The organism is Bradyrhizobium sp. SPXBL-02 (genome assembly GCF_051853065.1).
GTDB lineage: Bacteria > Pseudomonadota > Alphaproteobacteria > Rhizobiales > Xanthobacteraceae > Bradyrhizobium.
The window spans coordinates 222,027-246,013 of sequence record NZ_CP182474.1 but is presented as its reverse complement, the minus strand read 5'-3'; the positions used below and the strand labels follow the sequence as shown (position 1 = coordinate 246,013).

Annotated in this window: 26 protein-coding genes; 13 read left to right on the top strand and 13 right to left on the bottom strand. The window is 65.6% G+C overall.

Annotation, left to right across the window (positions count from 1 at the left end):
• Positions 1 to 24 precede the first annotated feature (24 nt).
• Complete coding sequence (locus tag ACNJYD_RS01170) at positions 25 to 822, top strand: acyl-CoA thioesterase domain-containing protein (RefSeq protein WP_439365099.1); 798 nt, start codon at positions 25 to 27, stop codon at positions 820 to 822.
• Positions 823 to 913: 91 nt separating this feature from the next.
• On the opposite strand, the gene ACNJYD_RS01165 is transcribed toward ACNJYD_RS01170, so the two are convergent.
• Positions 914 to 1,402 carry a nuclear transport factor 2 family protein gene (locus ACNJYD_RS01165; protein WP_439365098.1) on the bottom strand — a complete coding sequence of 163 codons (489 nt, stop codon included), beginning with the start codon at positions 1,400 to 1,402 and terminating at the stop codon, positions 914 to 916.
• A 141-nt stretch (positions 1,403 to 1,543) separates the two neighbouring features.
• Positions 1,544 to 2,332 (bottom strand): alpha/beta hydrolase, encoded by a 789-nt coding sequence (locus ACNJYD_RS01160; RefSeq protein WP_439365097.1) that lies wholly within the window; start codon positions 2,330 to 2,332, stop codon positions 1,544 to 1,546.
• Between the two features lie 249 nt (positions 2,333 to 2,581).
• On the opposite strand from ACNJYD_RS01160, the gene infC reads away from it, so the two are divergent.
• Positions 2,582 to 3,121 (top strand): translation initiation factor IF-3, encoded by a 540-nt coding sequence (infC, locus tag ACNJYD_RS01155; RefSeq protein WP_080134054.1) that lies wholly within the window; start codon positions 2,582 to 2,584, stop codon positions 3,119 to 3,121.
• A 65-nt stretch (positions 3,122 to 3,186) separates the two neighbouring features.
• On the opposite strand, the gene ACNJYD_RS01150 is transcribed toward infC, so the two are convergent.
• Entirely contained in the window at positions 3,187 to 3,591 is a 405-nt protein-coding gene (locus ACNJYD_RS01150; RefSeq protein WP_172789484.1) for a hypothetical protein, read from the bottom strand.
• A 274-nt stretch (positions 3,592 to 3,865) separates the two neighbouring features.
• Between ACNJYD_RS01150 and rpmI the strand changes: the two genes are divergently transcribed.
• The 5 genes from rpmI (at position 3,866) to ACNJYD_RS01125 (ending at position 9,035) form a co-directional block, all read left to right on the top strand.
• Positions 3,866 to 4,066: a 50S ribosomal protein L35 gene (gene rpmI / locus ACNJYD_RS01145; RefSeq protein ID WP_008539890.1), complete on the top strand. Its 201-nt coding sequence runs from the start codon at positions 3,866 to 3,868 to the stop codon at positions 4,064 to 4,066.
• 79 nt (positions 4,067 to 4,145) lie between these two features.
• The gene (gene rplT, locus ACNJYD_RS01140) at positions 4,146 to 4,505 is read left to right on the top strand and encodes a 50S ribosomal protein L20 (RefSeq protein ID WP_027550107.1); all 360 of its coding nucleotides are present in this window, start codon (positions 4,146 to 4,148) and stop codon (positions 4,503 to 4,505) included.
• A 216-nt stretch (positions 4,506 to 4,721) separates the two neighbouring features.
• A complete protein-coding gene (gene pheS, locus ACNJYD_RS01135; protein WP_439365096.1) occupies positions 4,722 to 5,804 on the top strand; it encodes a phenylalanine--tRNA ligase subunit alpha in 1,083 nt (360 codons plus the stop codon).
• Positions 5,801 to 8,209, top strand: a complete 2,409-nt coding sequence (gene pheT / locus ACNJYD_RS01130; RefSeq protein ID WP_439365095.1) for a phenylalanine--tRNA ligase subunit beta — start codon at positions 5,801 to 5,803, stop codon at positions 8,207 to 8,209. The genes pheS and pheT overlap by 4 nt, the downstream gene beginning before the upstream one ends.
• Positions 8,210 to 8,264: 55 nt before the next feature.
• Complete coding sequence (locus ACNJYD_RS01125) at positions 8,265 to 9,035, top strand: sulfite exporter TauE/SafE family protein (protein ID WP_212257809.1); 771 nt, start codon at positions 8,265 to 8,267, stop codon at positions 9,033 to 9,035.
• Here ACNJYD_RS01125 and ACNJYD_RS01120 read toward each other — a convergent pair whose 3' ends face one another.
• Positions 9,036 to 10,424, bottom strand: coding sequence for a flavin monoamine oxidase family protein (locus tag ACNJYD_RS01120; RefSeq protein WP_212257810.1), 1,389 nt, complete (start codon positions 10,422 to 10,424; stop codon positions 9,036 to 9,038). It lies immediately after the preceding gene.
• Between the two features lie 192 nt (positions 10,425 to 10,616).
• On the opposite strand from ACNJYD_RS01120, the gene ACNJYD_RS01115 reads away from it, so the two are divergent.
• Positions 10,617 to 11,570, top strand: a complete 954-nt coding sequence (locus ACNJYD_RS01115) for a YiiX/YebB-like N1pC/P60 family cysteine hydrolase (RefSeq protein WP_212257811.1) — start codon at positions 10,617 to 10,619, stop codon at positions 11,568 to 11,570.
• Between the two features lie 216 nt (positions 11,571 to 11,786).
• Here ACNJYD_RS01115 and ACNJYD_RS01110 read toward each other — a convergent pair whose 3' ends face one another.
• Positions 11,787 to 12,062 carry a metal-sensitive transcriptional regulator gene (locus ACNJYD_RS01110; RefSeq protein WP_212257812.1) on the bottom strand — a complete coding sequence of 92 codons (276 nt, stop codon included), beginning with the start codon at positions 12,060 to 12,062 and terminating at the stop codon, positions 11,787 to 11,789.
• Between the two features lie 63 nt (positions 12,063 to 12,125).
• On the opposite strand from ACNJYD_RS01110, the gene ACNJYD_RS01105 reads away from it, so the two are divergent.
• The 3 genes from ACNJYD_RS01105 (at position 12,126) to ACNJYD_RS01095 (ending at position 16,276) form a co-directional block, all read left to right on the top strand.
• Entirely contained in the window at positions 12,126 to 14,600 is a 2,475-nt protein-coding gene (locus tag ACNJYD_RS01105) for a heavy metal translocating P-type ATPase (RefSeq protein ID WP_439365094.1), read from the top strand.
• Positions 14,601 to 14,799: 199 nt separating this feature from the next.
• A complete protein-coding gene (nikR, locus tag ACNJYD_RS01100; protein WP_212257814.1) occupies positions 14,800 to 15,246 on the top strand; it encodes a nickel-responsive transcriptional regulator NikR in 447 nt (148 codons plus the stop codon).
• 289 nt (positions 15,247 to 15,535) lie between these two features.
• Positions 15,536 to 16,276, top strand: coding sequence for a sulfate transporter family protein (locus tag ACNJYD_RS01095; RefSeq protein WP_172789475.1), 741 nt, complete (start codon positions 15,536 to 15,538; stop codon positions 16,274 to 16,276).
• Between the two features lie 22 nt (positions 16,277 to 16,298).
• Here the strand turns inward: ACNJYD_RS01095 and nth are convergent, their stop codons facing one another.
• Positions 16,299 to 17,051, bottom strand: coding sequence for an endonuclease III (gene nth, locus ACNJYD_RS01090; protein WP_212257815.1), 753 nt, complete (start codon positions 17,049 to 17,051; stop codon positions 16,299 to 16,301).
• A gap of 22 nt (positions 17,052 to 17,073) precedes the next feature.
• Here nth and ACNJYD_RS01085 point away from each other — a divergent pair, with 22 nt between their 5' ends.
• Entirely contained in the window at positions 17,074 to 17,607 is a 534-nt protein-coding gene (locus ACNJYD_RS01085; RefSeq protein WP_212257816.1) for a DUF2244 domain-containing protein, read from the top strand.
• A gap of 54 nt (positions 17,608 to 17,661) precedes the next feature.
• Positions 17,662 to 18,558: a methylated-DNA--[protein]-cysteine S-methyltransferase gene (locus ACNJYD_RS01080; protein WP_212257817.1), complete on the top strand. Its 897-nt coding sequence runs from the start codon at positions 17,662 to 17,664 to the stop codon at positions 18,556 to 18,558.
• Positions 18,559 to 18,689: 131 nt separating this feature from the next.
• On the opposite strand, the gene ACNJYD_RS01075 is transcribed toward ACNJYD_RS01080, so the two are convergent.
• The 7 genes from ACNJYD_RS01075 to dnaJ form a co-directional block, all read right to left on the bottom strand.
• Positions 18,690 to 19,313 carry a 2,3-bisphosphoglycerate-dependent phosphoglycerate mutase gene (locus tag ACNJYD_RS01075; RefSeq protein WP_212257818.1) on the bottom strand — a complete coding sequence of 208 codons (624 nt, stop codon included), beginning with the start codon at positions 19,311 to 19,313 and terminating at the stop codon, positions 18,690 to 18,692.
• Positions 19,314 to 19,337: 24 nt separating this feature from the next.
• A complete protein-coding gene (gene dapB, locus ACNJYD_RS01070; RefSeq protein ID WP_172789470.1) occupies positions 19,338 to 20,153 on the bottom strand; it encodes a 4-hydroxy-tetrahydrodipicolinate reductase in 816 nt (271 codons plus the stop codon).
• Positions 20,154 to 20,405: 252 nt separating this feature from the next.
• Positions 20,406 to 20,717 (bottom strand): DUF1330 domain-containing protein, encoded by a 312-nt coding sequence (locus ACNJYD_RS01065; protein WP_036003256.1) that lies wholly within the window; start codon positions 20,715 to 20,717, stop codon positions 20,406 to 20,408.
• Between the two features lie 25 nt (positions 20,718 to 20,742).
• Complete coding sequence (pyrF, locus tag ACNJYD_RS01060) at positions 20,743 to 21,453, bottom strand: orotidine-5'-phosphate decarboxylase (protein ID WP_212257819.1); 711 nt, start codon at positions 21,451 to 21,453, stop codon at positions 20,743 to 20,745.
• Positions 21,454 to 21,459: 6 nt separating this feature from the next.
• Positions 21,460 to 22,038 carry an NADPH-dependent FMN reductase gene (locus ACNJYD_RS01055; protein ID WP_212257820.1) on the bottom strand — a complete coding sequence of 193 codons (579 nt, stop codon included), beginning with the start codon at positions 22,036 to 22,038 and terminating at the stop codon, positions 21,460 to 21,462.
• Between the two features lie 56 nt (positions 22,039 to 22,094).
• On the bottom strand, positions 22,095 to 22,694 hold the full coding sequence (locus ACNJYD_RS01050; RefSeq protein ID WP_172787786.1) for a class I SAM-dependent methyltransferase: 600 nt from the start codon (positions 22,692 to 22,694) through the stop codon (positions 22,095 to 22,097).
• A gap of 88 nt (positions 22,695 to 22,782) precedes the next feature.
• Entirely contained in the window at positions 22,783 to 23,919 is a 1,137-nt protein-coding gene (gene dnaJ, locus ACNJYD_RS01045) for a molecular chaperone DnaJ (RefSeq protein WP_172787787.1), read from the bottom strand.
• Positions 23,920 to 23,987: the final 68 nt, after the last annotated feature.

Sequence of the window (23,987 nt, the reverse complement as noted above, 5' to 3'; positions counted from 1 at the left end):
CGCGTTCCCGCAATCTCGCGCGTCATGACAAACATGCCTTTCTTCACCCGGGAGGGTGACACATTCCATCCGACGGAAGTCGCCAACGGTCCATGGGATCCGAAATCGCTGCACGGGCGCGTCATCATCGGCCTGCTCGGCTTCGTCATCGAGGAGCGCCATTCCGGGCCCGAATTCGTGCCGGCGCGGCTCACGGTCGACATGTTCCGGCTGCCGACCATCGACAAGCCGATCGAGGTGAGGACGCGCCTGGTGCGCGATGGACTGCGCATCCGCGTGGTCGAGGCGGAGTTTCTTTCCGGCGGCGTCAGCATGGCGCGCGCCTCGTGCCAGCTGCTGCGCAAGACGCAGAATCCCGATGGCAATGTGTGGTCGCCGCCGAACTGGGATGCGCCGAAACCATCCGACATTCCCAAGCCGACCGATCCCCGGCTCGGCATGAACGGCAAATGGGCGACGCGCCCCATCGTCGGCCATATGGGCTCGCTGGGGCCGCGCCGGCTGTGGATGAGCGAGGTGCGCGAGCTCGTCGCCGGCGCCGCGATGACACCGTTCGTCCATGTCGCCACCGGCGCCGATTTTGCCAGCCCGTTTGCCAATGCCGGCGACCAGGGGCTCGGCTACATCAACAGCGACGTCACGATCTATCTGCACCGCCTGCCGGTGACGGAGTGGATCGGCTTCGAGGTGGTGAACCACCACGCCACCGACGGCGTCGCGATCGGCGAATGCTGGCTCCATGACGAAGCGGGCCCGATCGGCACCGCGACGGTGGCCGCGCTGGCGCAGCGCAAACCGATGGCGAATCCGTCGAAGCGTTAGCTCACTGCCGTTATTCCGGGGCGTGACGAAGTCACGAGCCCGGAATCCATCGGACGGCAGAGTTGGTGGAGGAATGGATTCCGGGTTCGCGCTACGCGCGCCCCGGAATGACGGCTAGATGCCGCTGCATCTCCGGCCGCGCCTTGAGCTCGGCGCCCTGCTTTGCAACGATCTTCGCGATCCGCTCCGGCGCAAATCTCAAGTCGACAAACGCCGGCGCGGTGTTGGCGAGTTCATGATAGCTCGCGATCCTGCCGTCCTTCAGCGTCATGATCGCAACGCCCTCGAACATCGCGCGCGCGCCGTTCGCTTCCGGCAATGTCGATTTGTAGCTGAAGGTGTAGCGCGCATAGAGCGTGGTGCCGTCGGTGACGGGGTCATGCATGTCCCAGCGGAAATCCGTCGCCGTGCGATAGAACCAGTCGTCGATCATCGCGGCGATCTTCGCGCGGCCGGCGAAGGCGCCGTAGAAGACGTCGTGATAGACGCCGTCCTCGGTGAACAGCTCGGCGAAGGCTTTGCCGTTGCGTTGCTCGACCGCGTCGCAGAACGCGCGCAGCATGACGGTGGTGGTCGTCATTGACGTTTCTCCCTTCCCGTTTCTGTCATGCCCCGCGAAGGCGGGGCATCCAGTACGCCGCGGCTTCTCGGCTTAAGCACGATGGCCTCTGGAATACTGGATTGCCCGCCTTCGCGGGCAATGACAGCGAGCACTGCAACTTCACCCGATCTCCGCCACCGCGGCAAGAATGCGCGCAATGTCCTGCGGGCGTGACAGGCGGTGATCGCCGTCCTGGATCAGTGTCAGCACGACGTCGTCGGCCGGCAGGCGATGGGTGAGCGCGAACGCATGCTGCCACGGCACATCGGGATCCTTCGCGCCCTGCAGGATGCGGACGGGGCAGCCGAGATCGATGGCGCTGCCGAGCACGAGGTGGTTGCGCCCCTCCTCGATCAGGTTCCGCGTGATCGGATAGGGCGTGCCGTCGCCGTACTCCGACGGGCGCAGCCAGAAGCCCCTGGTCTCGATCTCCTTCTTCACCGCGGGCGAGAAATTCTTCCACATCAGCTCTTCGGTGAAATCGGGCGCCGGCGCGATCAGCACGAGCCCTGCGAGCGACGCTTTGCCGGCACGCTTCTTGATCTCGCGGGCGAGCAGCAGCGCCATCCAGCCGCCCATGGAGGAGCCGATCAGGATTTGCGGGCCGTCGCAAAAGCGCTCGAACACCGCAATACTGTCCTCGAGCCAGCTGCCGATGGTTCCGTCGGCGAAATCGCCGCTGGATTCGCCGTGACCGGAATAGTCGAACCGGACCACAGCACGGCCGCGCTCGTGGGCCCAGGCATCCAGCGCCACGGCCTTGCCACCCTGCATGTCCGACTTGAAGCCGCCCAGCCAGACCAGGCCGGGGCCTTTTCCGGGACGGCGGCGCACCGCGATCCGGCGTGCGGACGGCCCTTCGTCCACATCGATGAACTCAAGCGCGGCATCGGGAATTGCGTCGGTCATGGAACGTTTACTCTGGCTGTGCGGTTTGAGCTGTCCGGACCTGTTCCGAAGACGACCGGCATCGCTATTGGTCCTTTGGGACGCTTGCGGAACAGAGGCAAGGTGTCTATGTCGGTCAGCGTGCCGAGGGCCGTGACCAAAATGCCTCGCATTTGAGGGTTTTTCGCGCCTCGTACCAGCGACTTGCTTGCCCGCAAACGCATCTTCCTTCAAAATAGCCGCTTCTTTCACAACTTTGGAGAACCACCCATTCGCCGTCCTAATAAAGCTCCGCCCGCTGCCAGCAAAGACGGGCCGCGCATCAATGATGATATCCGCAATGCGCAGATCCAGCTGATCGACCAGACCGGTGACAACAAGGGCACGGTCGAAACGGTCGTCGCCATCCGGATGGCCCAGGAAGCTGGCATGGATCTGGTCGAGATTTCGCCGAATACCAGCCCTCCCGTCTGCAAGATCATGGACTACGGGAAGTACAAGTATTCCGCCCAGAAGAAAGCCGCGGAAGCCCGCAAGCGGCAGAAGACCGTCGAGATCAAGGAGATCAAGCTCCGTCCGATGATCGACGATCACGATTACGACGTGAAGATGCGCGCGATGCAGCGGTTCTTCGAAGAGGGCGACAAGGTGAAGATCACGCTGCGCTATCGTGGCCGCGAAATGGCGCACCAGGAGATCGGCACCAAGCTGCTCGACAAGATCAAGACCGATGTCGCCGAGCTCGCCAAGGTCGAGCAGGACGCGCGGTTCGAAGGTCGCCAGGTCGTCATGGTGCTGGCGCCGCGCTGACGCGCAACGCTTTGGGACTTGAGAATGCAACGGCCCGTCCGGATCCCCGGCGGGCCGTTTGTGTATCAGGTCCGCGTCGCCTGCCAGGTGCCGCTGCACTGGTCGCCCAAAATGATGCCCTTCCACGACCCGGCGCCGTTCACGCGGGCGAGCCGGCCGCCCCCGCTGGCGTGGGAGGCGCCGACCGAGACCTGGACGGCGACAGCGCCGGAGCGGTTGACCCGGCCCGAGACCCGGCCGCCGCCGGCGGAGGAGACGCGGGTGCCTGTCACGGTGAAGGGAACGCTGTAGCCCGAGCTGCAATTGCCGCGGGTGGTGGCGAAGGTGACGTTCCAGATGCCGTCATAGCGGCCGGCGCGGGCATCGGCGGCCTGAGGCAGCGCAGCCGCGGCGAGCACGGCGAACAGCGCCAGACGGCGCGGACGGGCGAAATCGGCCAGTGAAATCAAAAGTTGCGGGAAATGAGCCATTTTGGACCTGCTTCAGGCGAGAAGGCTTGGACATGAGGGTAGCAGCGTCCAATAGTCGGCGGGGTGGTTTTGGCGGTTCATCGTTGCCAATTGGCCTGTGCTCTGTCATAAGCCCAGCCTTCATCGCCCGGCTGATTTACGGGCTGCCGTGGCGGTGTCTCGTGCGGGTTTCGCGCTTGTTCGCAAAACCTGAGCACAATCAACGCTCTAACGAGCATTATTGACGGTCCAGCCGCCTTCGCGGGCGGATCTCTGTGGCCATTAGGAGAGCCAAATGCCCAAGCTGAAGACCAAATCGGGCGCTAAAAAGCGCTTCAAGGTGACTGCCACCGGCAAAGTGATGCACGCCCAGCGCGGCAAGCGTCACGGCATGATCAAGCGGACGAAGAAGCAGATCCGTCAGCTCCGCGGCACCCGCGTGCTGTTCAAGACCGACGGCGACAACGTCAAGAAGTACTTCTTGCCGAACGCCTGATCGCGTCCACGATCATTGCCATCCGTGCCGCGTCCGCGCGGCGATCCGATAACCAAAGTCATCTCTGAAGGATTTCGTCATGTCTCGCGTCAAACGCGGTGTGACCGCCCACGCCAAGCACAAGAAAGTCTACAAGGCCGCCAAGGGCTTCTACGGCCGCCGCAAGAACACCATCCGCGCCGCCAAGCCGGCCGTGGAGAAGGCCCAGCAATACGCCTTCCGCGACCGCAAGCGTCGCAAGCGGACCTTCCGCGCGCTCTGGATCCAGCGCCTCAACGCTGCCGTCCGTCCGTTCGGCCTGACCTACAGCCGATTTATCGACGGCCTTGCCAAGTCGGGCATCACCGTGGACCGCAAGGTGCTGTCGGATCTCGCGATCCGCGAGCCTGCCGCGTTCCAGGCGATCGCCGAGAAGGCCAAAGCCGCGCTGGCGGCGTAAGCCGCCCACTGCGCAACTTGCGCAGCATTGAGCTTGTGATGGCCCGGGCAGAGGCGCGTCTCGCGCTGATCGCCCCGGCCGTCATCTCTCGCGCAAAGCACAACTTCTCCGACGTGGATGCCCGGCGAATCTAACGCGAAGACGCGCTTCGCGCTTTTGGGCCGGGCGTGACGGGCTAGGATCATCGGCTCAGCATCCTGGCCAAAAGGGATTGCCATGACCGATCTTGCCCAGCTCCAAGCCCAGATCATCGCCGACATCGCCGCGGCTGCCGACGAGGCTGCGTTAGAGGCCGTGCGCGTTGCAGCCCTCGGCAAGAAGGGCTCGATCTCGGCGCTGCTCGCCACGCTCGGCAAGATGTCGCCGGACGAGCGCAAGACGCAAGGCGCGGCGATCAACCAGGCCAAGGACGAAGTCAGCCAGGCGCTTGCGGCGCGGCGCGACGTGCTGAAGTCGGCCGCGCTCGATGCGCGGCTGGCGTCCGAGACCGTCGACGTCACCCTGCCGCTGCGCGATGCGCCGGCTGATGCCGGCCGCATCCACCCGCTGAGCCAGGTCTGGGACGAGCTCACCACCATCTTCGCCGACATGGGATTCTCGGTGGCCGAAGGCCCTGATATCGAGACCGACGACTACAACTTCACCAAGCTGAATTTTCCGGAAGGCCATCCGGCGCGCGAGATGCACGACACGTTCTTCTTCCATCCGAAGGAGGACGGCTCGCGCATGCTGCTGCGGACCCACACCTCGCCGGTGCAGGTGCGCACCATGCTGAGCCAGAAGCCGCCGATCCGCGTGATCTGCCCGGGCCGCACCTACCGCATCGATTCGGACGCGACCCACACGCCGCAATTCCATCAGGTCGAGGGCCTCGTCATCGACAAGCACTCGCATCTCGGCCACCTCAAATGGATCCTGCACGAGTTCTGCAAGGCGTTCTTCGAGGTCGACCACATCAACATGCGCTTCCGGCCCTCGTTCTTCCCGTTCACCGAGCCGTCGCTCGAAGTCGACATCCAGTGCCGCCGCGACAAGGGCGAGATCCGCTTCGGCGAGGGCGAGGATTGGCTCGAGATCCTCGGCTGCGGCATGGTGCATCCGAACGTGCTGCGCGCCTGCGGCATCGATCCCGACGAGTACCAGGGCTTTGCCTGGGGCATGGGCATCGACCGCATCGCCATGCTGAAATACGGCATCGCCGACCTGCGCCAGCTGTTCGACAGCGACGTCCGCTGGCTGTCCCACTACGGCTTCAAGCCGCTCGAAGTACCAACGCTTGCCGGAGGGCTGAGCACGTGAAATTCACCCTCTCCTGGCTGAAGGATCATCTCGAGACCGACGAGCCTTTGGACAAGCTCGCCGACAAGCTCACCATGATCGGGCTCGAGGTCGAGAACATCGAGGACAAGGCGAAGGCGCTGAAGCCGTTCACCATTGCGAAGGTGATCTCGGCCGAGCAGCATCCGAATGCGGATCGCCTGCGCGTCTGCATGGTCGACACCGGCGACGGTGGTGCGCCGGTGCAGGTCGTGTGCGGCGCGCCGAATGCGCGTACGGGCCTCGTCAGCGTGTTCTCACCGCCCGGCACCTACATTCCCGGCAAGGACATCACGCTGGGCGTCGGCACCATCCGCGGCGTCGAGAGCCGCGGCATGCTGTGCTCGGCGGCCGAGCTGCAGATCTCCAACGACCATGACGGCATCATGGAATTGCCGGCGGACGCGCCGATCGGCGCGGCTTACGCCGAATGGGCCGGGCTCGGCGATCCCGTGATCGAGATCAACCTGACGCCGAACCGGCAGGACTGCACCGGCGTGCATGGCATCGCGCGCGATCTCGCCGCCGCCGACATGGGCAGGTTCAAGGACCCTACGATCAAGCCGATCAAGGGCGAATTCCCCTGCCCCGTGAAGGTCACGGTCGAGGATGCCACGCTCTGTCCGGGTTTTGCGCTCCGCCTCGTGCGCGGCGTCAAGAACGGACCGTCGCCGGAATGGCTGCAGAAGCGGCTGACCGCGATCGGGCTGCGTCCGATCAACGCGCTGGTCGACATCACCAACTTCATGACCTACGACCGTGCGCGCCCGCTGCACGTGTTCGACGCCAGGAAGGTGAAGGGCAATCTCGTCGTGCGCCGCGCGCGCGAGGGCGAGAGCCTGCTGGCGCTCGACGGCCGCACCTACAATCTTGATTCCTCGATCTGCGTGATCGCCGACGAGCACGGCGTCGAATCGCTCGCCGGCATCATGGGCGGCGAAGCCTCGGGCTGCGACGAGAACACCACGGACGTGCTGATCGAGTCGGCGCTGTGGAACGAGATCAACATCGCCCAGACCGGCCGCAAGCTCGGCATCAATTCGGATGCGCGCTACCGCTTCGAGCGCGGCGTCGATCCGGCCTTCATGGTGCCCGGCGTCGAGCTCGCGACCAAGCTGGTGATGGAGATGTGCGGCGGCACGCCGTCCGAAACAGTCGTGGTCGGCAAAGTCTTCGCCGACGACCGCGTGATCGACTTCCCGGTCACGGAGGTGAAGCGCCTCTCCGGCATCGAGGTGCCGCAGGTCGAGATGAAGCGCATCCTGACCCATCTCGGCTTCATGATGGCGGGTCCCGGCCCGGTGGTGAAGGTCGCGGTGCCCTCGTGGCGCTCCGACGTGCACGGCAAGGCCGACATCGTCGAGGAGATCGTCCGCATCTTCGGCGTCGACAAGGTGCCGATGACGCCGTTCGAGCGCGGCGACGAGCCGCGCAAACCCGTGCTGACCCCGCTGCAGCTGCGCACCCGCCGCGCGCGGCGCGCGCTCGCAAGCCGCGGCATGGTCGAAGCCGTGACCTGGTCGTTCATCGCAAAACCTGCCGCCGAATTGTTCGGCGGCGGACAGCGTGAGCTCGAAGTGGCGAACCCGATCGCCTCGGATCTCTCCGACATGCGCCCGACCCTGCTCGCCGGCCTGATCGCGGCGGCGCAGGCCAATGCCGATCGCGGCTTCGGCGATGTCGCGCTGTTCGAGGTCGGCCAGGTGTTCAAGGGCGATCGCCCGCAGGACCAGTTCATGGCGGCGAGTGGCGTGCGCCGCGGCCTTGCTTCGTCTGAAGGTCTCGGACGGCACTGGTCCGGTTCGGCGCAGGCCGACGTGTTCGACGCCAAGGCCGATGCGCTGGCGGTGCTGGCGGCCGCCGGCGCGCCGATGCAGGCGCTGCAGATCGTGGCGGGTGGTCCCGGCTGGCTGCATCCGGGCCGCTCCGGCACGATCCAGATCGGGCCGCAGAACGTGCTCGGATATTTCGGCGAAGTGCACCCCAGAGCGCTCGAGGCACTCGGCGCCGACGGGCCGCTTGTCGTGTTCGAGGTGATCCTCGACCGCATCCCCGAGGCCAAGAAGAAGCCGACGCGCGCCAAGCCCGTGATCGAGCTCTCGGCGTTCCAGCCGGTGTCGCGCGACTTCGCGTTCATTGTCGACCGCGGCGTCAAGGCCGGCGACATCGTTCGCGCCGCGCAAGGCGTCGACAAGAAGCTGATCACGGGCGTCAACGTCTTCGACGTCTACGAGGGCAAGGGCATCGATGACGGCAAGCAGTCGATCGCGATCGCGGTCACGCTTCAGCCCCGCGAGAAGACCCTGACCGATCAGGAGATCGAGGCCGTCGGCGCCAAGATCGTGGCCGAGGTGACGAAGAAGACCGGCGGCACTCTGCGAGCATGAAGCCGAAAAGTGTGAAGCGGTTTTCGGACAACGTCATGCTTGGGAGTCATAGAGCATGACCTTCGCTGATTTCCTTCCGAAGGACTTCAGCCTCACGATCGCGGCGGCGCTCTGCGCCGTCGCTTTCGTTTCGGGCACCGCGCGCGGCTTCTCCGGCTTCGGCGCGGCGCTGATCTTCATGCCACTGGCAAGCAGCTTCGCGGCGCCGCGGCTCGTTGCAGCCCTGCTGCTCGTCATCGACTTCGTCGCGGCCGCGCCGCTGCTGCCCGAGGCCTGGCGGAAGGCCGATCGCAAGGCCACCGCGGTCATCGTGCTGGGCGCGCTGATCGGCGTACCCATCGGCACTTATTTCCTCAGCGTGCTCGAACCCGTCACCACGCGCTGGATCATCTCCTGCTTCGTCGCGGCGCTGTTGCTGCTACTGCTGTCGGGGTGGCGCTATCGCGGCAAGGACCACGCCTGGCTGTCGGTCGGCATCGGCGGCCTCTCCGGCTTCTGCAGCGGTCTCGCGCAGACCGGCGGCCCGCCGATCGTCGGCTACTGGCTCGGCCGCCCGATCGCGCCGATCGTCGCGCGCGCCAACATCGTGCTGTTCTTCGGCGCGTCGGATTTCTTCTCGATGGTCAGCTACGCAACCACCGGCCTGATCAGCCGCGAATCGCTGGTGCTGTCGCTGATCGTCGGCCCCGTCTACGCCCTCGGCGTCGCCTTCGGCGCCTCGCTGTTCGGGCGCGCGAGCGAGAAAGTGTTTCGCGGCATCTGCTACGCGCTGATTGCGATGGCCGTGATCTTTGGGCTGCCGGCGTTGGACGGCGTGTTGCGGTAACTACTGCCTCGGCACGCGCCGCTTCTTGGTCGACTGCGTCGGCACATCTGCAGGCTCGTCCTTGAGCGCGCCGATCTTGCGCAGGGCTGCATCCGCGGCGCGTTCGCCGCTGTCCCAGGCGCCATCGACGGTGCCCCAAAGCGTCTCGTGCGTGGCTTCGCCGGCGAGGAAGACATTGCCGATCGGCTCGGTCAGAATCTTTCGCGAGAGCTGGCCGCCGGGCGCAGACGCCGACATTGCGCCCATCACGTAGGGCGAGGCATTCCAGCGCGTGGCGCTGGTCTTCTGCACGGCGGAAGCAGCCTCGCTGCCGAACAGCTTTGCGATCCACTCCTTGGCAAAGGCCACCATCGCCTTCTCGCCCTGCTCCGAGAGATCGCGGCCGAACGAGCCGCCGACATCGATCGAGCACAGCGAGGAGCCGCCGATATTGGCGAACATCAACGCCGTGCGGGTCGAATTGCTCTGCTCGATGAGGATGTCGTCGCGCGAGAGGCCGAGCGGATTGCCCGGCAGCTGCAGCACGATGCGATCGTAGCTGCCGAGGCTGAGCTTCGATGCCGCATCCAGCGTTCGCTTGGGAATGTCGGGGGCGAACTTGATGGCGCCCGATGTCAGCACGTTGGTCGAGACCGTGACGATGGCGGCGCGCGCGGTGATCTTGCCGGCCTGCGTCTCGACGCTGACGTCGCGGTTGCTCCAGGCGATGCGGCTCGCCGGTGTCGCCAGCGCCACCGGCGCCTGCTCGGCGAGCCTGGCGATCAGCGTGCCGAGGCCCTGGCGGCAGGCGATCGCTGCGTTGCGGTCCTGCGCGCGTCCCTTGTCGATCGCGGACAGCTCCTTCAGGTCCTTGCCGGCGAAGCTCGCGCCCAGCATGAACTCGGCCGCGCCGGCCCAGTCGCCGAGATCCTTCGGCAGCACGGCGGCACAGGAGGTATCGAGCTTGCCCCGCGCGGCCTCGTCGATGGCACGGTTGGCGCGCACCAGGGCGGCCAGGAACTGCTCGGTCTCGCCTGCGCGGGCGTTGCGGCGGCCGATGCGCATCTTCTGGCCCGAGGGCGCCGGCAGCACGTCCAGCCCGGCACTGCGCGCCAGCCGGATCATCGGGTTGGTGTCGGGATTGTGCATCCAGCGCGCGCCGCGGTCGAACGGGGTGTCGAAGGTCGTGCTGTCGGTGATGCAGCGGCCGCCGACTTGCGATGCTGCTTCCACCACGATGACCTTGCGGGCCGTTGCCATGATACGCCGCGCCGCGGCAATTCCCGCAGCCCCCGCACCGATCACCACGATGTCGGCCTCGCGCGGCAGGGGCGCGGCGGATGCGCGCAGCACCGGCATCGCCGCAAGAACCGCGGACGCCGAAAGGAAGCCGCGGCGCGTGATTGTCATGTCATGGTTTCCGGGGACTTGCGGCGAACGGGAACAGCCCGCGAACCTTGCCGTATCTGATGTTGCGCAGCAACCATCATGGTGAATCAATCATGCTTGATCTCACAGAGCGATGAACCGAATTGCAACACGTTTCGACCATGATAGAGAAGGGAAAAAGACGGCCGGAAAAGGCCGTGGGGGGAGTTCGAGATGGGGACGGTCCTGGATTCTGTCGGCAAGCTGATTGCCGCGTACCTCTCAAAGGAGGTGCCGGGCTATGAGCCGTTCACGCCGAGCGACCCGGAGCATCTGCGCGGCGTCATCGCGCCCGGCGACGTGCTGCTGGTCGAGGGCAACAACCGCATCTCCGGCATCATCAAATATTTGACGCAGTCGACCTGGTCGCATGCCGCGCTCTATGTCGGTCCGATCGAGGGGGCAGAGGAGCCCAACGGCGAGCCGCATGTTCTGATCGAGGCCAATATCGGCGAAGGCGTCACCTCGGCACCGCTGTCGAAATATTTCCCCTATCACACCCGCCTCTGCCGCCCGGTCGGGCTGTCCTATGAGGACCGCACCACGGTCTGCCGCTATGCGATCAACCGCATCGGCTTCGGCTACGACACCAAGAACATCGTCGACCTCATGCGCTATCTGTTCCCGCTGCCGATACCGCAGCGCTGGCGCCGGCGCATGATCGCGATCGGCTCGGGCGACCCGACCAAGATCATCTGTTCGGCGCTGATCGCGCAGGCCTTCGACGCCGTGCGCTACCCGATCCTGCCGAAGATCACCAAGGCTGGCAGCCGCGCCGCGCGGCGCGAAATCCTGCACATCCGCGATTCCTCGCTCTACATGCCCCGCGACTTCGACATCTCGCCCTATTTCGAGGTGGTCAAGCCCACCATCGTCAATGGATTCGACTACACCGCCCTGCACTGGGCCGACAAGCAAAAGCCGCTCGAGGAGGTGGCGGGCACTTTCAGTGTGTTTCCAGAAACGCTCCGTGCGCCGCCGCTCGTTCCTGAGGCGATTGACGAAGAAACGCCGACTGAGATTTCTGAAGAAGTGAGCGCGCAAGCCAGCGTGGTTTTCTCCGAGCACTTTGTGCTGCTCAGCGAGCTCGCGGTTTACCGCGCGCAGACGCGGGAGTTGGCGGCTTAGGTTCGCGTCTCGTAGGGTGGGCAAAGGCGCGAAGCGCCGTGCCCACGTTCTCACGCGATCACTAACGGATGGTGGGCACGCTCCGCTTAGCCCACCCTACGAGACTTCTCTACCGTCATTGCGAGGAGCTCTTGCGACGAAGCAATCCAGACTGCCTCCGCGCTAAAAGTCTGGATTGCTTCGCTGCGCTCGCAATGACGGCGGAGAGCGCGAGGGTTACCGCTCCGCCCGTCCGATCACCGCCATCAACTCCGCGATCTTGGCGCGCTGGTCGGCCTTGTCGCCGCTCGCGATGGCGTGCTCGACGCAATGGGCGACGTGATCCTTCAGGACCTCTTCCTCGACCCGGCGCAGCGCGGCGCGCACCGCCGCGATTTGCGTCACGATGTCGATGCAGTAGCGGTCTTGCTCTACCATTTTCGAGAGACCACGAACCTGGCCCTCGATCCGGCCGAGACGTTTTCCGACGGATACCTTGATGTCCTTGCGCATGGCGTCTATATACCCCTACTGGGTATAGGTTTCAAGACCAGGCGCAAAGGCCGGAACATGGCAATGAACAACAACGAGCACGAGCATCGTCACAGCGCGGAAACGCCTGCCGGGTGCGGCTGTTCCACGAAAGCTGCAGCGCCGGCGGCCAAGCCCGAGGCTCCCTCGTGCTGCGGCGGCCACGGCGATCATACCGGCCATGGCCATCATCACGCCCACGATCATGGCAACGCCGCAACTAAGGTCAAAGACCCCGTCTGCGGCATGAGCGTCGATCCCGCGACCTCGAAGCATCGCTTCGAACATCATGGCGAGACCTTCCATTTCTGCTCGGCCGGCTGCCGCACCAAGTTCGCCGCCGATCCCGCCAAGTATCTTGCCAAGTATCTTGCCAAGGACAAGGCGCCCGAACCGGAGATGCCCGCGGGCACGATCTACACCTGTCCGATGCACCCGCAGATCCGCCAGGTCGGGCCGGGCACGTGCCCGATCTGCGGCATGGCGCTGGAGCCTGAGGTCGCAAGCCTGGAGACCGGCCCCAATCCGGAGCTCGCCGACATGACGCGGCGGTTCTGGATCGGCGGCGTGCTGTCGCTGCCGCCGGTGGTGCTGGAGATGGGCGGCCATCTCGCAAGCCCCCACAGCTGGATCGATCCGACCCTGTCGAACTGGATCCAGCTCGTCTTCGCCACACCGGTGGTGCTGTGGGCCGGCTGGCCGTTCTTCGTCCGCGGCTGGCAATCGCTGCTGACGCGCAATCTCAACATGTTCACGCTGATCGCGATGGGCACGGGCGTTGCCTATGTCTACAGCGTGCTCGGTACGGTCACACCGCAGATCTTCCCCGCCACCTTCCGCGGCCATGAGGGCGCGGTCGCGGTCTATTTCGAAGCGGCCGCGGTCATCACCGTGCTGGTGCTGCTCGGCCAGGTGCTCGAGCTGCGCGCCCGCGACGCGACCTCGGGCGCGATCAAGGCGCTGCTCCAGCTCGCCCCGAAGACCGCGCGCCGCGTCGATGCCGACGGAAGCGAACATGAGGTCGAGATCGACACGCTGCACGCCGGCGATCGCCTGCGCGTCCGCCCCGGCGAGAAGGTGCCGGTCGACGGCGTTATCCTCGAAGGCCGCTCGTCGCTCGACGAATCGCTGGTGACGGGCGAGTCCATGCCGGTCACCAAGGAGCAAGGTGCAAAAGTCATCGCCGGCACGCTGAACCAGTCCGGCAGCTTCATCATGCGCGCCGACAAGGTCGGGCGCGAGACGCTGCTGTCGCAGATCGTGCAGATGGTCGCGGACGCACAGCGCTCGCGCGCGCCGATCCAGCGCCTGGCCGACCAGGTCGCCGGCTGGTTCGTGCCATCAGTGATCGTCGTCGCCGTCGCCGCCTTTGCCGCCTGGGCCTGGTTCGGACCGGAGCCGCGGCTCGCCTTCGGCCTCGTCGCGGCGGTCAGCGTGCTGATCATCGCCTGCCCCTGCGCGCTGGGCCTGGCCACCCCGATGTCGATCATGGTCGGCGTCGGCCGCGGCGCGCAAGCCGGCGTCCTGATCAAGAACGCCGAGGCGCTGGAGCGGATGGAGAAGATCGACACGCTCGTAGTCGACAAGACGGGCACGCTGACCGAGGGCAAGCCCAAGGTAGTCTCTATCGTGCCGGCGTCCGGCTTTGCGGAGGATGACATCCTGCGCATTGCGGCCACCGTCGAGCGCGCCAGCGAGCATCCGCTGGCCGACGCCATCGTGCGCGCGGCCAAGGAGAAGCAGCTCAATCTCGGGCAAGTCGAGCAGTTCGATTCGCCGACCGGCAAGGGGGCGACCGGCAAGGTCGACGGCCAGACCGTCGTGCTCGGCAATGCCAGATATCTGTCGTCGATCGGCATCGATACCGAATCGCTCGACGCCGCAGCCGAACGGCTGCGCGGCGACGGCGCCACCGTGATCAACATGGCGGTCGACGGCCGGCTGGCCGGCCTGTTCGCGATCGCCGATCCGGTCAAGGCCTCGACGCCGGAGGCGCTGAAGGCGCTCGCGGGCGAAGGCATCAAGGTGATCATGCTGACCGGCGACAACCGCACCACCGCCGAGGCCGTGGCGCGCCGGCTCGGCATCGCCGAGGTCGAAGCGGAGGTGCTGCCGGACCAGAAGAGCGCGGTGGTGACAAAACTGCAGAAGGCCGGCCGCAGCGTCGCGATGGCCGGCGACGGCGTCAACGACGCGCCTGCGCTGGCGGCGGCCGAGGTCGGCATCGCCATGGGCACCGGCACCGACGTTGCGATGGAGAGCGCCGGCGTGACGCTGCTCAAAGGCGACCTCGTCGGCATCGTCCGCGCGCGAAAACTGTCCCAGGCGACGATGAGCAACATCCGGCAGAACCTGTTCTTCGCCTTCATCTACAACGCCGCCGGGATTCCGATCGCGGCCGGCGTTCTCTATCCGGCGTTCGGTCTGCTGCTCTCCCCGATCATCGCCGCGGCGGCGATGGCGCTGTCCTCGGTGAGCGTCGTCGGCAACGCGCTACGGCTGCGTGCGACGCGGCTGTGACCGCTTTGGCTGCGAGGTCGGTGCGCTCCCTCGCCCCGCTTGCGGGGAGAGGGTTGGGGTGAGGGGGAGTCTCCACAGGGACGGTGACAATTGGATTCGCGGAGAGTCCCCCTCACCCGGAATTCAAGCTACGCTTGAATTCCGACCTCTCCCCGCAAGCGGGGCGAGGTGAGAGAGAGCGGCGCCCGCGGAGGACCTGATGCAGCGGATTACGATCACGATCGAGGACGATCTCCTGGCGGAGATCGATGCCGCAGCTGAAGCGCGCGGTTACCAGAACCGCTCCGAGATCATCCGCGACCTCGCGCGCGCCGGCCTGCAGCAGAGCGCCGAGGATACCGCGCAGACCGGCCAATGCGTCGCCGGCCTCGTCTACGTCTATGACCACGCGGCGCGCGATCTGTCGAAACGGCTAGTGCAGGAATTCCACGGCCATCACGACCTCGCGCTGGCGACGCTGCACGTCCATCTCGACGACAACAATTGCATGGAGATGACGGCGCTGCGCGGCGCGGCCGCCGAGGTCAGGCATTTCGCCGACCACATCATCGCCGAGCGCGGCGTGCGCTACGGCCGCGTGGTGATGATCCCGACGGGCGACGGCAAGTCGGCGAAGGCGCGCAGGCACGGGCACCGGCATGAGTAGGCTACTCTAGGAGAGAGAGTAGCGGCTCTTACCCTCCCCTGGAGGGGGAGGGTCGGCACGTGATCGAGCAGAGCGAGATCGCGTGACGGGGTGGGGTGATCTCTCCACTCGGGCACTGTTCATCGCGGAGGGACCGTCACCCCACCCCGCTCGCGCTGCGCGCGATCGACCCTCCCCCTCCAGGGGAGGGTAAGCAAGAAATCGCGCCACCTTCGAGCTGCCACCCGCCCTTGCCGAAGCCGCATTGGGTGTCTACCTCTCGCAGGTCGTTTACCTCCGAGGGTCCCCCATGCTGGATGCCGCCATCAAGGCGCTGTCGCAAATGATCTCGCCGCCGATGCGCTCGATCCTGTGGCGGTCGATCGGGCTTGCGCTGGTGCTGATCACCGTGCTGGCGATCGGCTTGCAGCGGCTGCTCAGCTGGTTTGCGACCTCCGGCGAGGTGTGGCTGGAAGGCCTGCTCGGGCCGGGCTGGCATTCCTCGCTCGAGGTTCTCTCCTGGATCGTCTCAATCGCGGCGGGCCTCGGTGTGGTGTTCGGCGGCATCTTCCTGATGCCTGCGATCACCTCGCTGGTGGCGAGCCTGTTCGTCGACGACGTCGCCGAGATCGTCGAACGCGAGCATTATCCCGCCGAGCGGCCGGGTGCCGCGCTGCCGTTCAGCCAGGCGATGCTCGAGGGCATCAAGACCGCGCTGCTGACGATCCTGGTCTATCTGATCGCTCTGCCGCTGGTGCTGTTCGCCGGCGCCGGTTTCCTGATCTTCTTTATCGCCGCGGCGTGGCTGCTCGGCCGCGAATATTTCGAGCTCGCCGCGATGCGCTTTCGCCCGCCGGAGGAAGCCAAGGCGATGCGGCGCGACAATGCCGCGACCATCTTCACCGCCGGTCTGTTCATCGCCGCCTTCGTCTCGATCCCGATCGTCAATCTGGCGACGCCGATCTTCGGCATGGCCTTCATGGTCCACATGCACAAGCGCCTGTCAGGCCCGCGGCCCGAGCTGATCGAGCCGGCGCGGCAGGTGCGATAAATGCACCCGGCGCGGCGCTGTCTCAGACCGTCTTCTCCGGCCAGCGACAGAGATCGTTGATCAGGCAGACCTCGCAGCGCGGCTTGCGGGCAAGGCAGGTATAGCGGCCGTGCAGGATCAGCCAATGATGCGCGTGCAGCATGAACTCGGCCGGGATTACCTTTTCGAGACCGAGCTCGACCTCGAGCGGTGTCTTGCCCGGCGCAAGTCCGGTGCGGTTGCCGACGCGGAAGACGTGCGTGTCGACCGCCATGGTGTGCTCGCCGAAGGCCATGTTGAGCACGACGTTGGCGGTCTTGCGTCCTGCACCGGGCAATGACTCGATCTCGGCGCGCGTGCGCGGCACCTCGCCGCCGAAATCGCTGAGCAGCTTGGCCGACAGCGCGATCACGTTCTTTGCCTTGGTGCGGTAGAGGCCGATGGTCTTGATGTAGTCGCGCAAGCGCTCCTCGCCGAGATCGAGCATCTTCTGCGGCGTATCGGCGACCTCGAACAACGCCCGCGTCGCCTTGTTGACGCCGGCATCGGTCGCCTGCGCCGACAGCACCACGGCGACCAGCAGCGTGAACGGATTGACGTGCTCGAGCTCGCCCTTCGGCTCCGGATTGGCCTTGCGGAAACGACTGAAGACCTCGTGGACCTCGGCGGGAGTCCAGGGTCTGGTGGCTTTGAGCGATTTCTTTGCGGGCGCTTTCGGCTTGGTCGCAACCGGCTTTGCCTTTTTCTTCGGAACTGCCGCTTTGCGCGGGACCGGCTTGCGGGTGATTTTCGCCATGATCGGGATATACTGATGGACGATGAGCACAGGCAACGAAATTGCGCGGCCGCGATCTGAAAGCGAGGACGAGCCTCAGATCTTCTCCGCGCTGCTGACGCCGCACCGCTCCCTGAACCGCACCGGCTTTCTCGCCGTGATGCTGTTCCTGAGCGCCGTCAGCTTCGTCACGGGCGTCGCTTTCCTGATGATGGGCGCCTGGCCGGTGTTCGGCTTGTTCGGTCTCGACGTGCTCGTGATCTGGTGGGCCTTCAAGGTCAATTTTCGCGCGGCACGGGCCAGCGAGGAGATCGTGGTGACGCCGACGGAATTGCGGGTGCGACGCGTCAGCCATCGCGGCCAGGTTGCCGAATGGACCTTCAATCCGCTCTGGGTCAGGCTCGACCAGGAGGTCGACGAGGAATACGGCATCGAGCACCTCTATCTGATCTCCCGCGGCCGCCGCCTGCGCATCGCAGGCTTTCTCGGGCCGGAAGAAAAAGCGAGCTTTTACAATGCCTTGGTTGGGGCCCTGAACGCCGCGCGGCGTGGCCCGACCTATAATCCGGTGACCTGAGCACAGTCGGAAATCGGGTGGTTTCGCGCCGCCCCCTTCCCTACATTTCCAGTCATGATGACCCTTGCGATACATGACCAGCGCCTGACCAAGCCGGGCACCCAGAACGCCGCGTTGCGCGACTATGATTCGGTGCGGCGGGCGATCGCGTTCATCTCGGCGAACTGGCGCGCGCAGCCGACCATCGAGGCGATGGCGGATGCCGCCGGCGTGACGCCCGATGAGCTGCACCATCTATTCCGCCGCTGGGCTTCGATTACGCCGAAGGCTTTCATGCAGGCGCTCACCCTCGACCACGCCAAGAACCTGCTCAGGGATTCCGCCAGCATCCTCGACGCGGCGCTCGACTCCGGCCTGTCGGGGCCGGGCCGGCTGCACGATCTCTTCGTGACGCATGAAGCGATGTCGCCAGGCGAATGGAAGAACGGCGGCGCGGGGCTCACCCTGCGCTACGGCTTCCATCCCTCGCCGTTCGGTACCGCGATCGTGATCGCCACCGACCGCGGCTTGTCGGGCCTCGCTTTCGCCGATCACGGCGAGGAGAAGATCGCGCTCGCCGACATGACGCGGCGCTGGCCGAACGCCACCTATGTGGAAGATCACGACGGTACCGCGCCGATCGCAGCGCGCATCTTCGATCCAAAATTGTGGCGGCCGGATCAGCCGCTGCGCGTGGTGCTGATCGGCACCGATTTCGAAGTGCGGGTGTGGGAGACGCTCTTGAGAATTCCGATGGGGCGCGCGGTGTCCTATTCCGACATCGCCTGCAACATCAACAATCCGAAGGCCTCGCGCGCCGTCGGCGCGGCCGTCGGCAAGAACCCGGTCTCCTTCGTCGTGCCCTGCCACCGCGCGCTCGGCAAGAGCGGCACGCTGACCGGCTATCATTGGGGCATCACCCGCAAGCAGGCCATGCTGGGCTGGGAAGCCGGGCAGCTGGGGCTGCAGTAGGCGTAACAAGCACACTGCCGTAGGGTGGGCAAAGGCGCATAGCGCCGTGCCCACCATTCTTTCGCGATCATAGATAGATGGTGGGCACGCTTCGCTTTGCCCACCCTACGACAGCGTGTCTGCCGCGACGCTTAACCCGCCAGATCCAGCTTCGAGGCCACCGTCGAATCCGCATTCAGCCGGTAGATGATCGGCACACCTGTCGCGAGCTCGCGCTTCAAAATGCCTTCGGGTGAGAGCTTTTCCAGCACCATGATTAGCGCGCGCAGCGAGTTGCCGTGGGCGGCAACCAGCGTGCGCTTGCCGTTGAGCACGCCGGGCAGGATCTCCTGCACGTAATACGGCAGCGCGCGCGCGAGCGTGTCCTTCAGGCTTTCGCCGCCGGGCGGCGGCACATCGTAGGAGCGGCGCCAGACATGGACTTGCTCCTCGCCCCATTTCTTGCGGGCGTCGTCCTTGTTGAGACCGGAGAGATCGCCGTAGTCGCGCTCGTTGAGCGCGAGGTCCTTCGAGGTCGGCAGCCCCTCCTGGCCAAGCTCGGCAAGAATGAGATCGAGCGTGTGCTGCGCGCGCGTCAGCACCGAGGTGAAGGCGACGTCGAACACCAGGCCCTGTGCCTTCAGCTTGCGGCCGGCTTCCTTGGCTTCGTTCACGCCGAGCTCGGTGAGGTCGGGGTCCTTCCATCCCGTGAACAGGTTCTTCAGATTCCATTCGCTCTGGCCGTGGCGCACGAGCACGAGAAGACGTTCGCTCATCAACTGCTTTCCGTGTTGTTCAGTTTAGATGTCGGATAGGCCGAGCACGTCGGCCATGGAGTAGTGCCCCGGCTTCTTGCCATGCGCCCATAGTGCCGCCTTCAGCGCGCCATGTGCGAACAGCATGCGGTCCTCGGCCTGATGCGACAGCGTCAGGCGCTCGAACGCGCCGAGGAAGGTCACGCTGTGATCGCCGGCGACGGTGCCGCCGCGCAAGGAGGCAAAACCGATATGGCCCGGCTTGCGCGCGCCGGTGATGCCGTCACGCCCACGCTCGGAATGGTCATCGAGGCTGACGCCGCGGCCACTGGCTGCGGCCTGGCCCAGCATCAGCGCCGTGCCCGAGGGCGCATCGACCTTCATGCGGTGATGGGTCTCGACGATCTCGATGTCAAAGCTCTGGTCGAGCGCCTTGGCGACGCGCTTGACCACGGCGGCAAGCAGGTTGACGCCCAGGCTCATATTGCCCGACTGCACCACGACGGCGCGGTTGGTGACGCTCTTGATCACCGCATTGTCGGAGCCGGACAGCCCGGTGGTGCCGATGACGTGCACGAGGCCGCGTTCGGCGGCGATCGCGACATTGGCGATGGTCGCCGCCGGCACGGTGAAATCGAGGATGCCGTCGGCGTCCTTGGACATCGCCCAGAGATCGGCGGAAAGCTTGATGCCATTGGCCGGCAGGCCGGCGAGCACGCCGGCATCCTTGCCGAGCAGGTCGGAGCCCGGCGCCTCCAGCGCGCCGGCCAGCACCGCACCCTTGCTCTCGGCAATTGCCCGCACCAGCGCCCGGCCCATCCGGCCGCCGGCTCCCGCAACAATCAACCGCATGTCGGACATGGTGTGATCCTCTTCGGAGCCGTTGTAGCGGGGGGAGGCAGTTCCGGCAACCGAGGGGGATCTGGGGCGGTGACGCGCTCTTACCCTCCCCTGGAGGGGGAGGGTCGATCGCGCGCAGCGCGAGCGGGGTGGGGTGACGGTCCCTCCGCGACGAACAGTGCCCGCGTGGAGAGATCACCCCACCCCGCTGCGCATTCCGCTTCGCTCCATGCTCAGCGACCCTCCCCCTCCAGGGGAGGGTAAGAAAGAGCCTCAGCCGTCCTGCGGCTGCGGGCCGTCATAGCCCTCGATGACGATGAGGTCGGCGATCGAGTGCGGCTGGCGCACCTTGATGTTGGCCTGGTATTCCGGCGAGTTGTAGCAGGCGAGCGCTGTCTCGTAGTCCGGGAATTCGATCACGACGTTGCGGTTGCGGCTCGCACCTTCGACGGCGGTGAACTTGCCGGCGCGGACGACGAAACGGCCGCCCCATTTCTTGAAGATCGGGCCGTTGGCGATCGCGTAGGGCTTGTAGCCCTCGTCATTGCTGACGTCGACACGCCCGATCCAGTAACCCTTTGCCATTGTTCTTCTCCCTGTTGTTGGTGGGTTAACCGAGCGCCTGCGCGATCTCGGCGTGGATGGCTTCGGCTGTTGCCTTGGGATCGACAGCCTCGATCACGGGTCGCGCAACGACGAGATAGTCAGCACCCGCAGCGATCGCGCGCCCGGGGGTCATGATGCGTTTTTGATCGCCAGCGGCCGTGCCGGCGGGCCGGATGCCTGGGGTGACGAGACTCGTCTGGTGCCCCACGACCTTGCGCAGATTGCCGACCTCCTCCGGCGCGCAGACAATGCCGGCAACGCCAAGCGCCTGCGCTTGGGCCGCCCGCGCTTCAACCAGTTCGGAAACGTGGAGTCGATAGCCCGCCGCATGCAGGTCGTCGTCGTTGTAGGAGGTCAGCACAGTGACGGCGAGAATTTTCAACCCGGAGCCCGCGCAACCTTCGACCGCCGCCTTCATCGTCTGCGGATAGGCATGGACGGTCAGAAAGGTAGCGCCGAGCCTGGTGATGCTCTGAACACCCTGCATCACGGTATTGCCGATGTCGTGCAGCTTGAGATCGAGAAAGACCTTCTTGCCGCTGTCGGCAAGCTTGGCGACGAGGGGCAGCCCGCCGGCGTAAGCGAGGCGATAACCGATCTTGTAGAAGGTGACGCTGTCGCCGAGCCTTGCGACCATCGCCTCCGCGGCATCCACGCTGGGCAGATCGAGGCCTACGATCAGGCGGTCCTTTGGGGCGATTTCGGCTGGCGTCATGTCATCTCACATCATGCGTTGGGAAACGTCGATCAACTGCGCGACCAGCTCCTTCAGCGCGGCGATATCGCCCTCGTTCTTCAGCCTGTCCATATCGTCATAGGCCTGGTCGGCAAAGGCGAGCGTGAGCTGGCTCGCAATCACATTGGCGTGGCAGGAGGAGAGGATCAGCCGCAGCGCCTGCAGCGCGCGGGCGGCACCTAACCGGCTCTGGGACGCGCCGGCAAGCGCGAAGACGCGGTTGCGGAACACCTCGCCGCGCGCCTCGTGCAGCTCGTGCACGCGGCTGACCCAGTCGATCGCGTTCTTCAGCAGCGGCGGCACCGAGGCGTTGTATTCGGGCGAGACGATCAGGACGCCGTGATGCGCGCCGATCATGCGCTTCAGATTGATCGCGTGCTTGGGCACGCCGGATTTGGCCTGGAGATCGCCGTCGTAGATCGGCAGCGGAAAATCGGCGAGCGAGATGCGGATGACGTCGACGCCGGCCTGCGCGAATTCGTAGGCCGCCACCGCCGCCAGCTTCGCATTGTGCGAGCCGGTGCGCAGCGAGCCGGGAATGATCAGGATCTTGGGAGCTGGCATCCAATCCCACGCGTTCGGCGAAACGAGCCCGCCGCGCAAAGGAGGAGCCGGCGGAATTAATGCTTGCGATACACCCAGACGCGGGCCGGCGGAAGGTTCATCCAGATCCGTTCCGAGGCCTCTGTGGACACGCCGGGCAGCGATTTCGGGATCGGCGGCACCACCGCATAGGTGAACTGGATGAACGGCGCACCAGGTGCGAGAGCGGTGAAGGCATCGCGGACGAGCCGCAGCCGCGTCAGCATCGGTTTTGTGACGAGCGGCAGGCCGGACACGACCGCACTGGCCGGCGCGCTCAAGACATTCCAGAGCGTATCGCGCAGGCGATAGGCATCGCCCTGCACCACCTTGGCTTGCGGGTAGCGGTCGCGCAGCAGCGCGCAGAAGCCGGGATTGTATTCGACGAGAACGAGACGCTTCTGGTCGACGCCCCGCTCGATCAGCGCGGAGGTGATGGCGCCGGTGCCGGGTCCGAGCTCGACCACCGGTGCGTCGGAATCGGGATCGACATAATGCGCCATGGTCCGCGCCAGCAGCTTGCCGGACGGCATCACCGCGCCCATGTGCAGGGGCTTTTCGATCCACGACCTGAGAAAGCGCACCTCGTCGTCAAGACGAGGCTTCTTCAACGCACGCGCGGACGATGGCAATGGCATGTCGGGACCGGACGGAACCGCGGGACCGCGGCGTGTCAGAAAATGGTCATAAAGACGTATAGGCCGGAGGCGATACGGTCAAGACGAGTCAATTCGCCCGATTGCCGAAGAAATCCTTGACCTTGGCGAAGAAACCCTCGGCTTCCGGCTGGGTGTTGCCGGAGGAGAGCTTTTCGAACTCGGCCAGCAATTCCTGCTGCTTCTTGGTCAGGTTCTGCGGGGTCTCGACCATGACCTGAACGTACATGTCGCCCATCTGGCGCGACCGCAGCACCGGCATGCCCTTTGATGCAATGCGGAATCGGCGTCCCGACTGGGTGCCGGCGGGCACCTTCACCTTGGTCTTGCCCTTCTCGATGGTCGGCACCTCGAATTCGCCGCCGAGCGCGGCGGTCACCATCGAGATCGGCACGCGACAATGCAGGTCGGCGCCGTCGCGCTGGAAGAACTGGTGCTGGGCCAGCGACAGGAAGATGTAGAGATCGCCGGGCGGCCCGCCGCGGACGCCGGCCTCGCCCTCGCCGGCGAGCCTGATCCGTGTGCCGTCCTCGACGCCTTGCGGAATGTTGACCGAGAGCGTCCGCTCGCGGGTCACCCGCCCTTGTCCCGAGCAGGACGGGCAGGCGTCCTCGATCATCTGGCCGCGGCCCTGACAGCCCGGGCAGGTCCGCTCCAGCGTGAAGAAGCCCTGCGACTGCCGCACGCGGCCGGCGCCGCCGCAGGTCGAGCAGGTCTTCGGCTTGGTGCCGGCCTTGGCGCCGATGCCAGAGCAGGCCTCGCAGGTGACCGAGACCGGAATCTCGATCTGCGCGGTCTTGCCGCCAAAAGCTTCCTCGAGGGTGATTTCCATGTTGTAGCGCAGATCCGCGCCGCGCTCGCGGCCGCCGCGGCCGCGCTGTCCGGCCATGCCGAACAGATCCTCGAAGATGTCAGAGAAAGAGGAGGCGAAGCCCGCACCGAAACCGGCGCCGCCGCCGAAGCCGCCGCCCTGCTCGAACGCGGCGTGGCCGTAGCGATCATAGGCGGCGCGCTTGTCCTTGTCCTTCAGGACCTCGTAAGCCTCGTTGATTTCCTTGAATTTGACTTCGCTGGTCTCATCCCCCGGATTGCGGTCGGGATGGAATTTCATTGCGAGCTTGCGGAACGACGATTTCAGCTTGCCTTCGTCGGCGTCGCGTTCGACTTCGAGGGTCTCGTAATAGCAGCGCTTGGTGGACGTGGACATGTGGGACTCGGTCTATCCAATCGCGATTCAAGTTGGAGCAAAACGACGTCGCCAAGCGACGATATAGG

What these genes read in the sequence shown, in the direction of transcription:
- ACNJYD_RS01055 (WP_212257820.1), bottom strand. Translation starts at nt 22,038, where the DNA reads ATGCCAGCTCCCAAGATCCTGATCATTCCCGGCTCGCTGCGCACCGGC.
- ACNJYD_RS01065 (WP_036003256.1), bottom strand. Translation starts at nt 20,717, where the DNA reads ATGGCAAAGGGTTACTGGATCGGGCGTGTCGACGTCAGCAATGACGAG.
- ACNJYD_RS01165 (WP_439365098.1), bottom strand. Translation starts at nt 1,402, where the DNA reads ATGACGACCACCACCGTCATGCTGCGCGCGTTCTGCGACGCGGTCGAG.
- dnaJ (WP_172787787.1), bottom strand. Translation starts at nt 23,919, where the DNA reads ATGTCCACGTCCACCAAGCGCTGCTATTACGAGACCCTCGAAGTCGAA.
- pyrF (WP_212257819.1), bottom strand. Translation starts at nt 21,453, where the DNA reads ATGACGCCAGCCGAAATCGCCCCAAAGGACCGCCTGATCGTAGGCCTC.
- rpmI (WP_008539890.1), top strand. Translation starts at nt 3,866, where the DNA reads ATGCCCAAGCTGAAGACCAAATCGGGCGCTAAAAAGCGCTTCAAGGTG.
- ACNJYD_RS01160 (WP_439365097.1), bottom strand. Translation starts at nt 2,332, where the DNA reads ATGACCGACGCAATTCCCGATGCCGCGCTTGAGTTCATCGATGTGGAC.
- rplT (WP_027550107.1), top strand. Translation starts at nt 4,146, where the DNA reads ATGTCTCGCGTCAAACGCGGTGTGACCGCCCACGCCAAGCACAAGAAA.
- ACNJYD_RS01105 (WP_439365094.1), top strand. Translation starts at nt 12,126, where the DNA reads ATGAACAACAACGAGCACGAGCATCGTCACAGCGCGGAAACGCCTGCC.
- dapB (WP_172789470.1), bottom strand. Translation starts at nt 20,153, where the DNA reads ATGTCCGACATGCGGTTGATTGTTGCGGGAGCCGGCGGCCGGATGGGC.
- ACNJYD_RS01170 (WP_439365099.1), top strand. Translation starts at nt 25, where the DNA reads ATGACAAACATGCCTTTCTTCACCCGGGAGGGTGACACATTCCATCCG.
- ACNJYD_RS01075 (WP_212257818.1), bottom strand. Translation starts at nt 19,313, where the DNA reads ATGAGCGAACGTCTTCTCGTGCTCGTGCGCCACGGCCAGAGCGAATGG.
- nikR (WP_212257814.1), top strand. Translation starts at nt 14,800, where the DNA reads ATGCAGCGGATTACGATCACGATCGAGGACGATCTCCTGGCGGAGATC.
- ACNJYD_RS01110 (WP_212257812.1), bottom strand. Translation starts at nt 12,062, where the DNA reads ATGCGCAAGGACATCAAGGTATCCGTCGGAAAACGTCTCGGCCGGATC.
- nth (WP_212257815.1), bottom strand. Translation starts at nt 17,051, where the DNA reads ATGGCGAAAATCACCCGCAAGCCGGTCCCGCGCAAAGCGGCAGTTCCG.
- ACNJYD_RS01050 (WP_172787786.1), bottom strand. Translation starts at nt 22,694, where the DNA reads ATGCCATTGCCATCGTCCGCGCGTGCGTTGAAGAAGCCTCGTCTTGAC.
- ACNJYD_RS01085 (WP_212257816.1), top strand. Translation starts at nt 17,074, where the DNA reads ATGAGCACAGGCAACGAAATTGCGCGGCCGCGATCTGAAAGCGAGGAC.
- ACNJYD_RS01120 (WP_212257810.1), bottom strand. Translation starts at nt 10,424, where the DNA reads ATGACAATCACGCGCCGCGGCTTCCTTTCGGCGTCCGCGGTTCTTGCG.
- ACNJYD_RS01095 (WP_172789475.1), top strand. Translation starts at nt 15,536, where the DNA reads ATGCTGGATGCCGCCATCAAGGCGCTGTCGCAAATGATCTCGCCGCCG.
- pheS (WP_439365096.1), top strand. Translation starts at nt 4,722, where the DNA reads ATGACCGATCTTGCCCAGCTCCAAGCCCAGATCATCGCCGACATCGCC.
- ACNJYD_RS01125 (WP_212257809.1), top strand. Translation starts at nt 8,265, where the DNA reads ATGACCTTCGCTGATTTCCTTCCGAAGGACTTCAGCCTCACGATCGCG.
- ACNJYD_RS01115 (WP_212257811.1), top strand. Translation starts at nt 10,617, where the DNA reads ATGGGGACGGTCCTGGATTCTGTCGGCAAGCTGATTGCCGCGTACCTC.
- ACNJYD_RS01150 (WP_172789484.1), bottom strand. Translation starts at nt 3,591, where the DNA reads ATGGCTCATTTCCCGCAACTTTTGATTTCACTGGCCGATTTCGCCCGT.
- ACNJYD_RS01080 (WP_212257817.1), top strand. Translation starts at nt 17,662, where the DNA reads ATGATGACCCTTGCGATACATGACCAGCGCCTGACCAAGCCGGGCACC.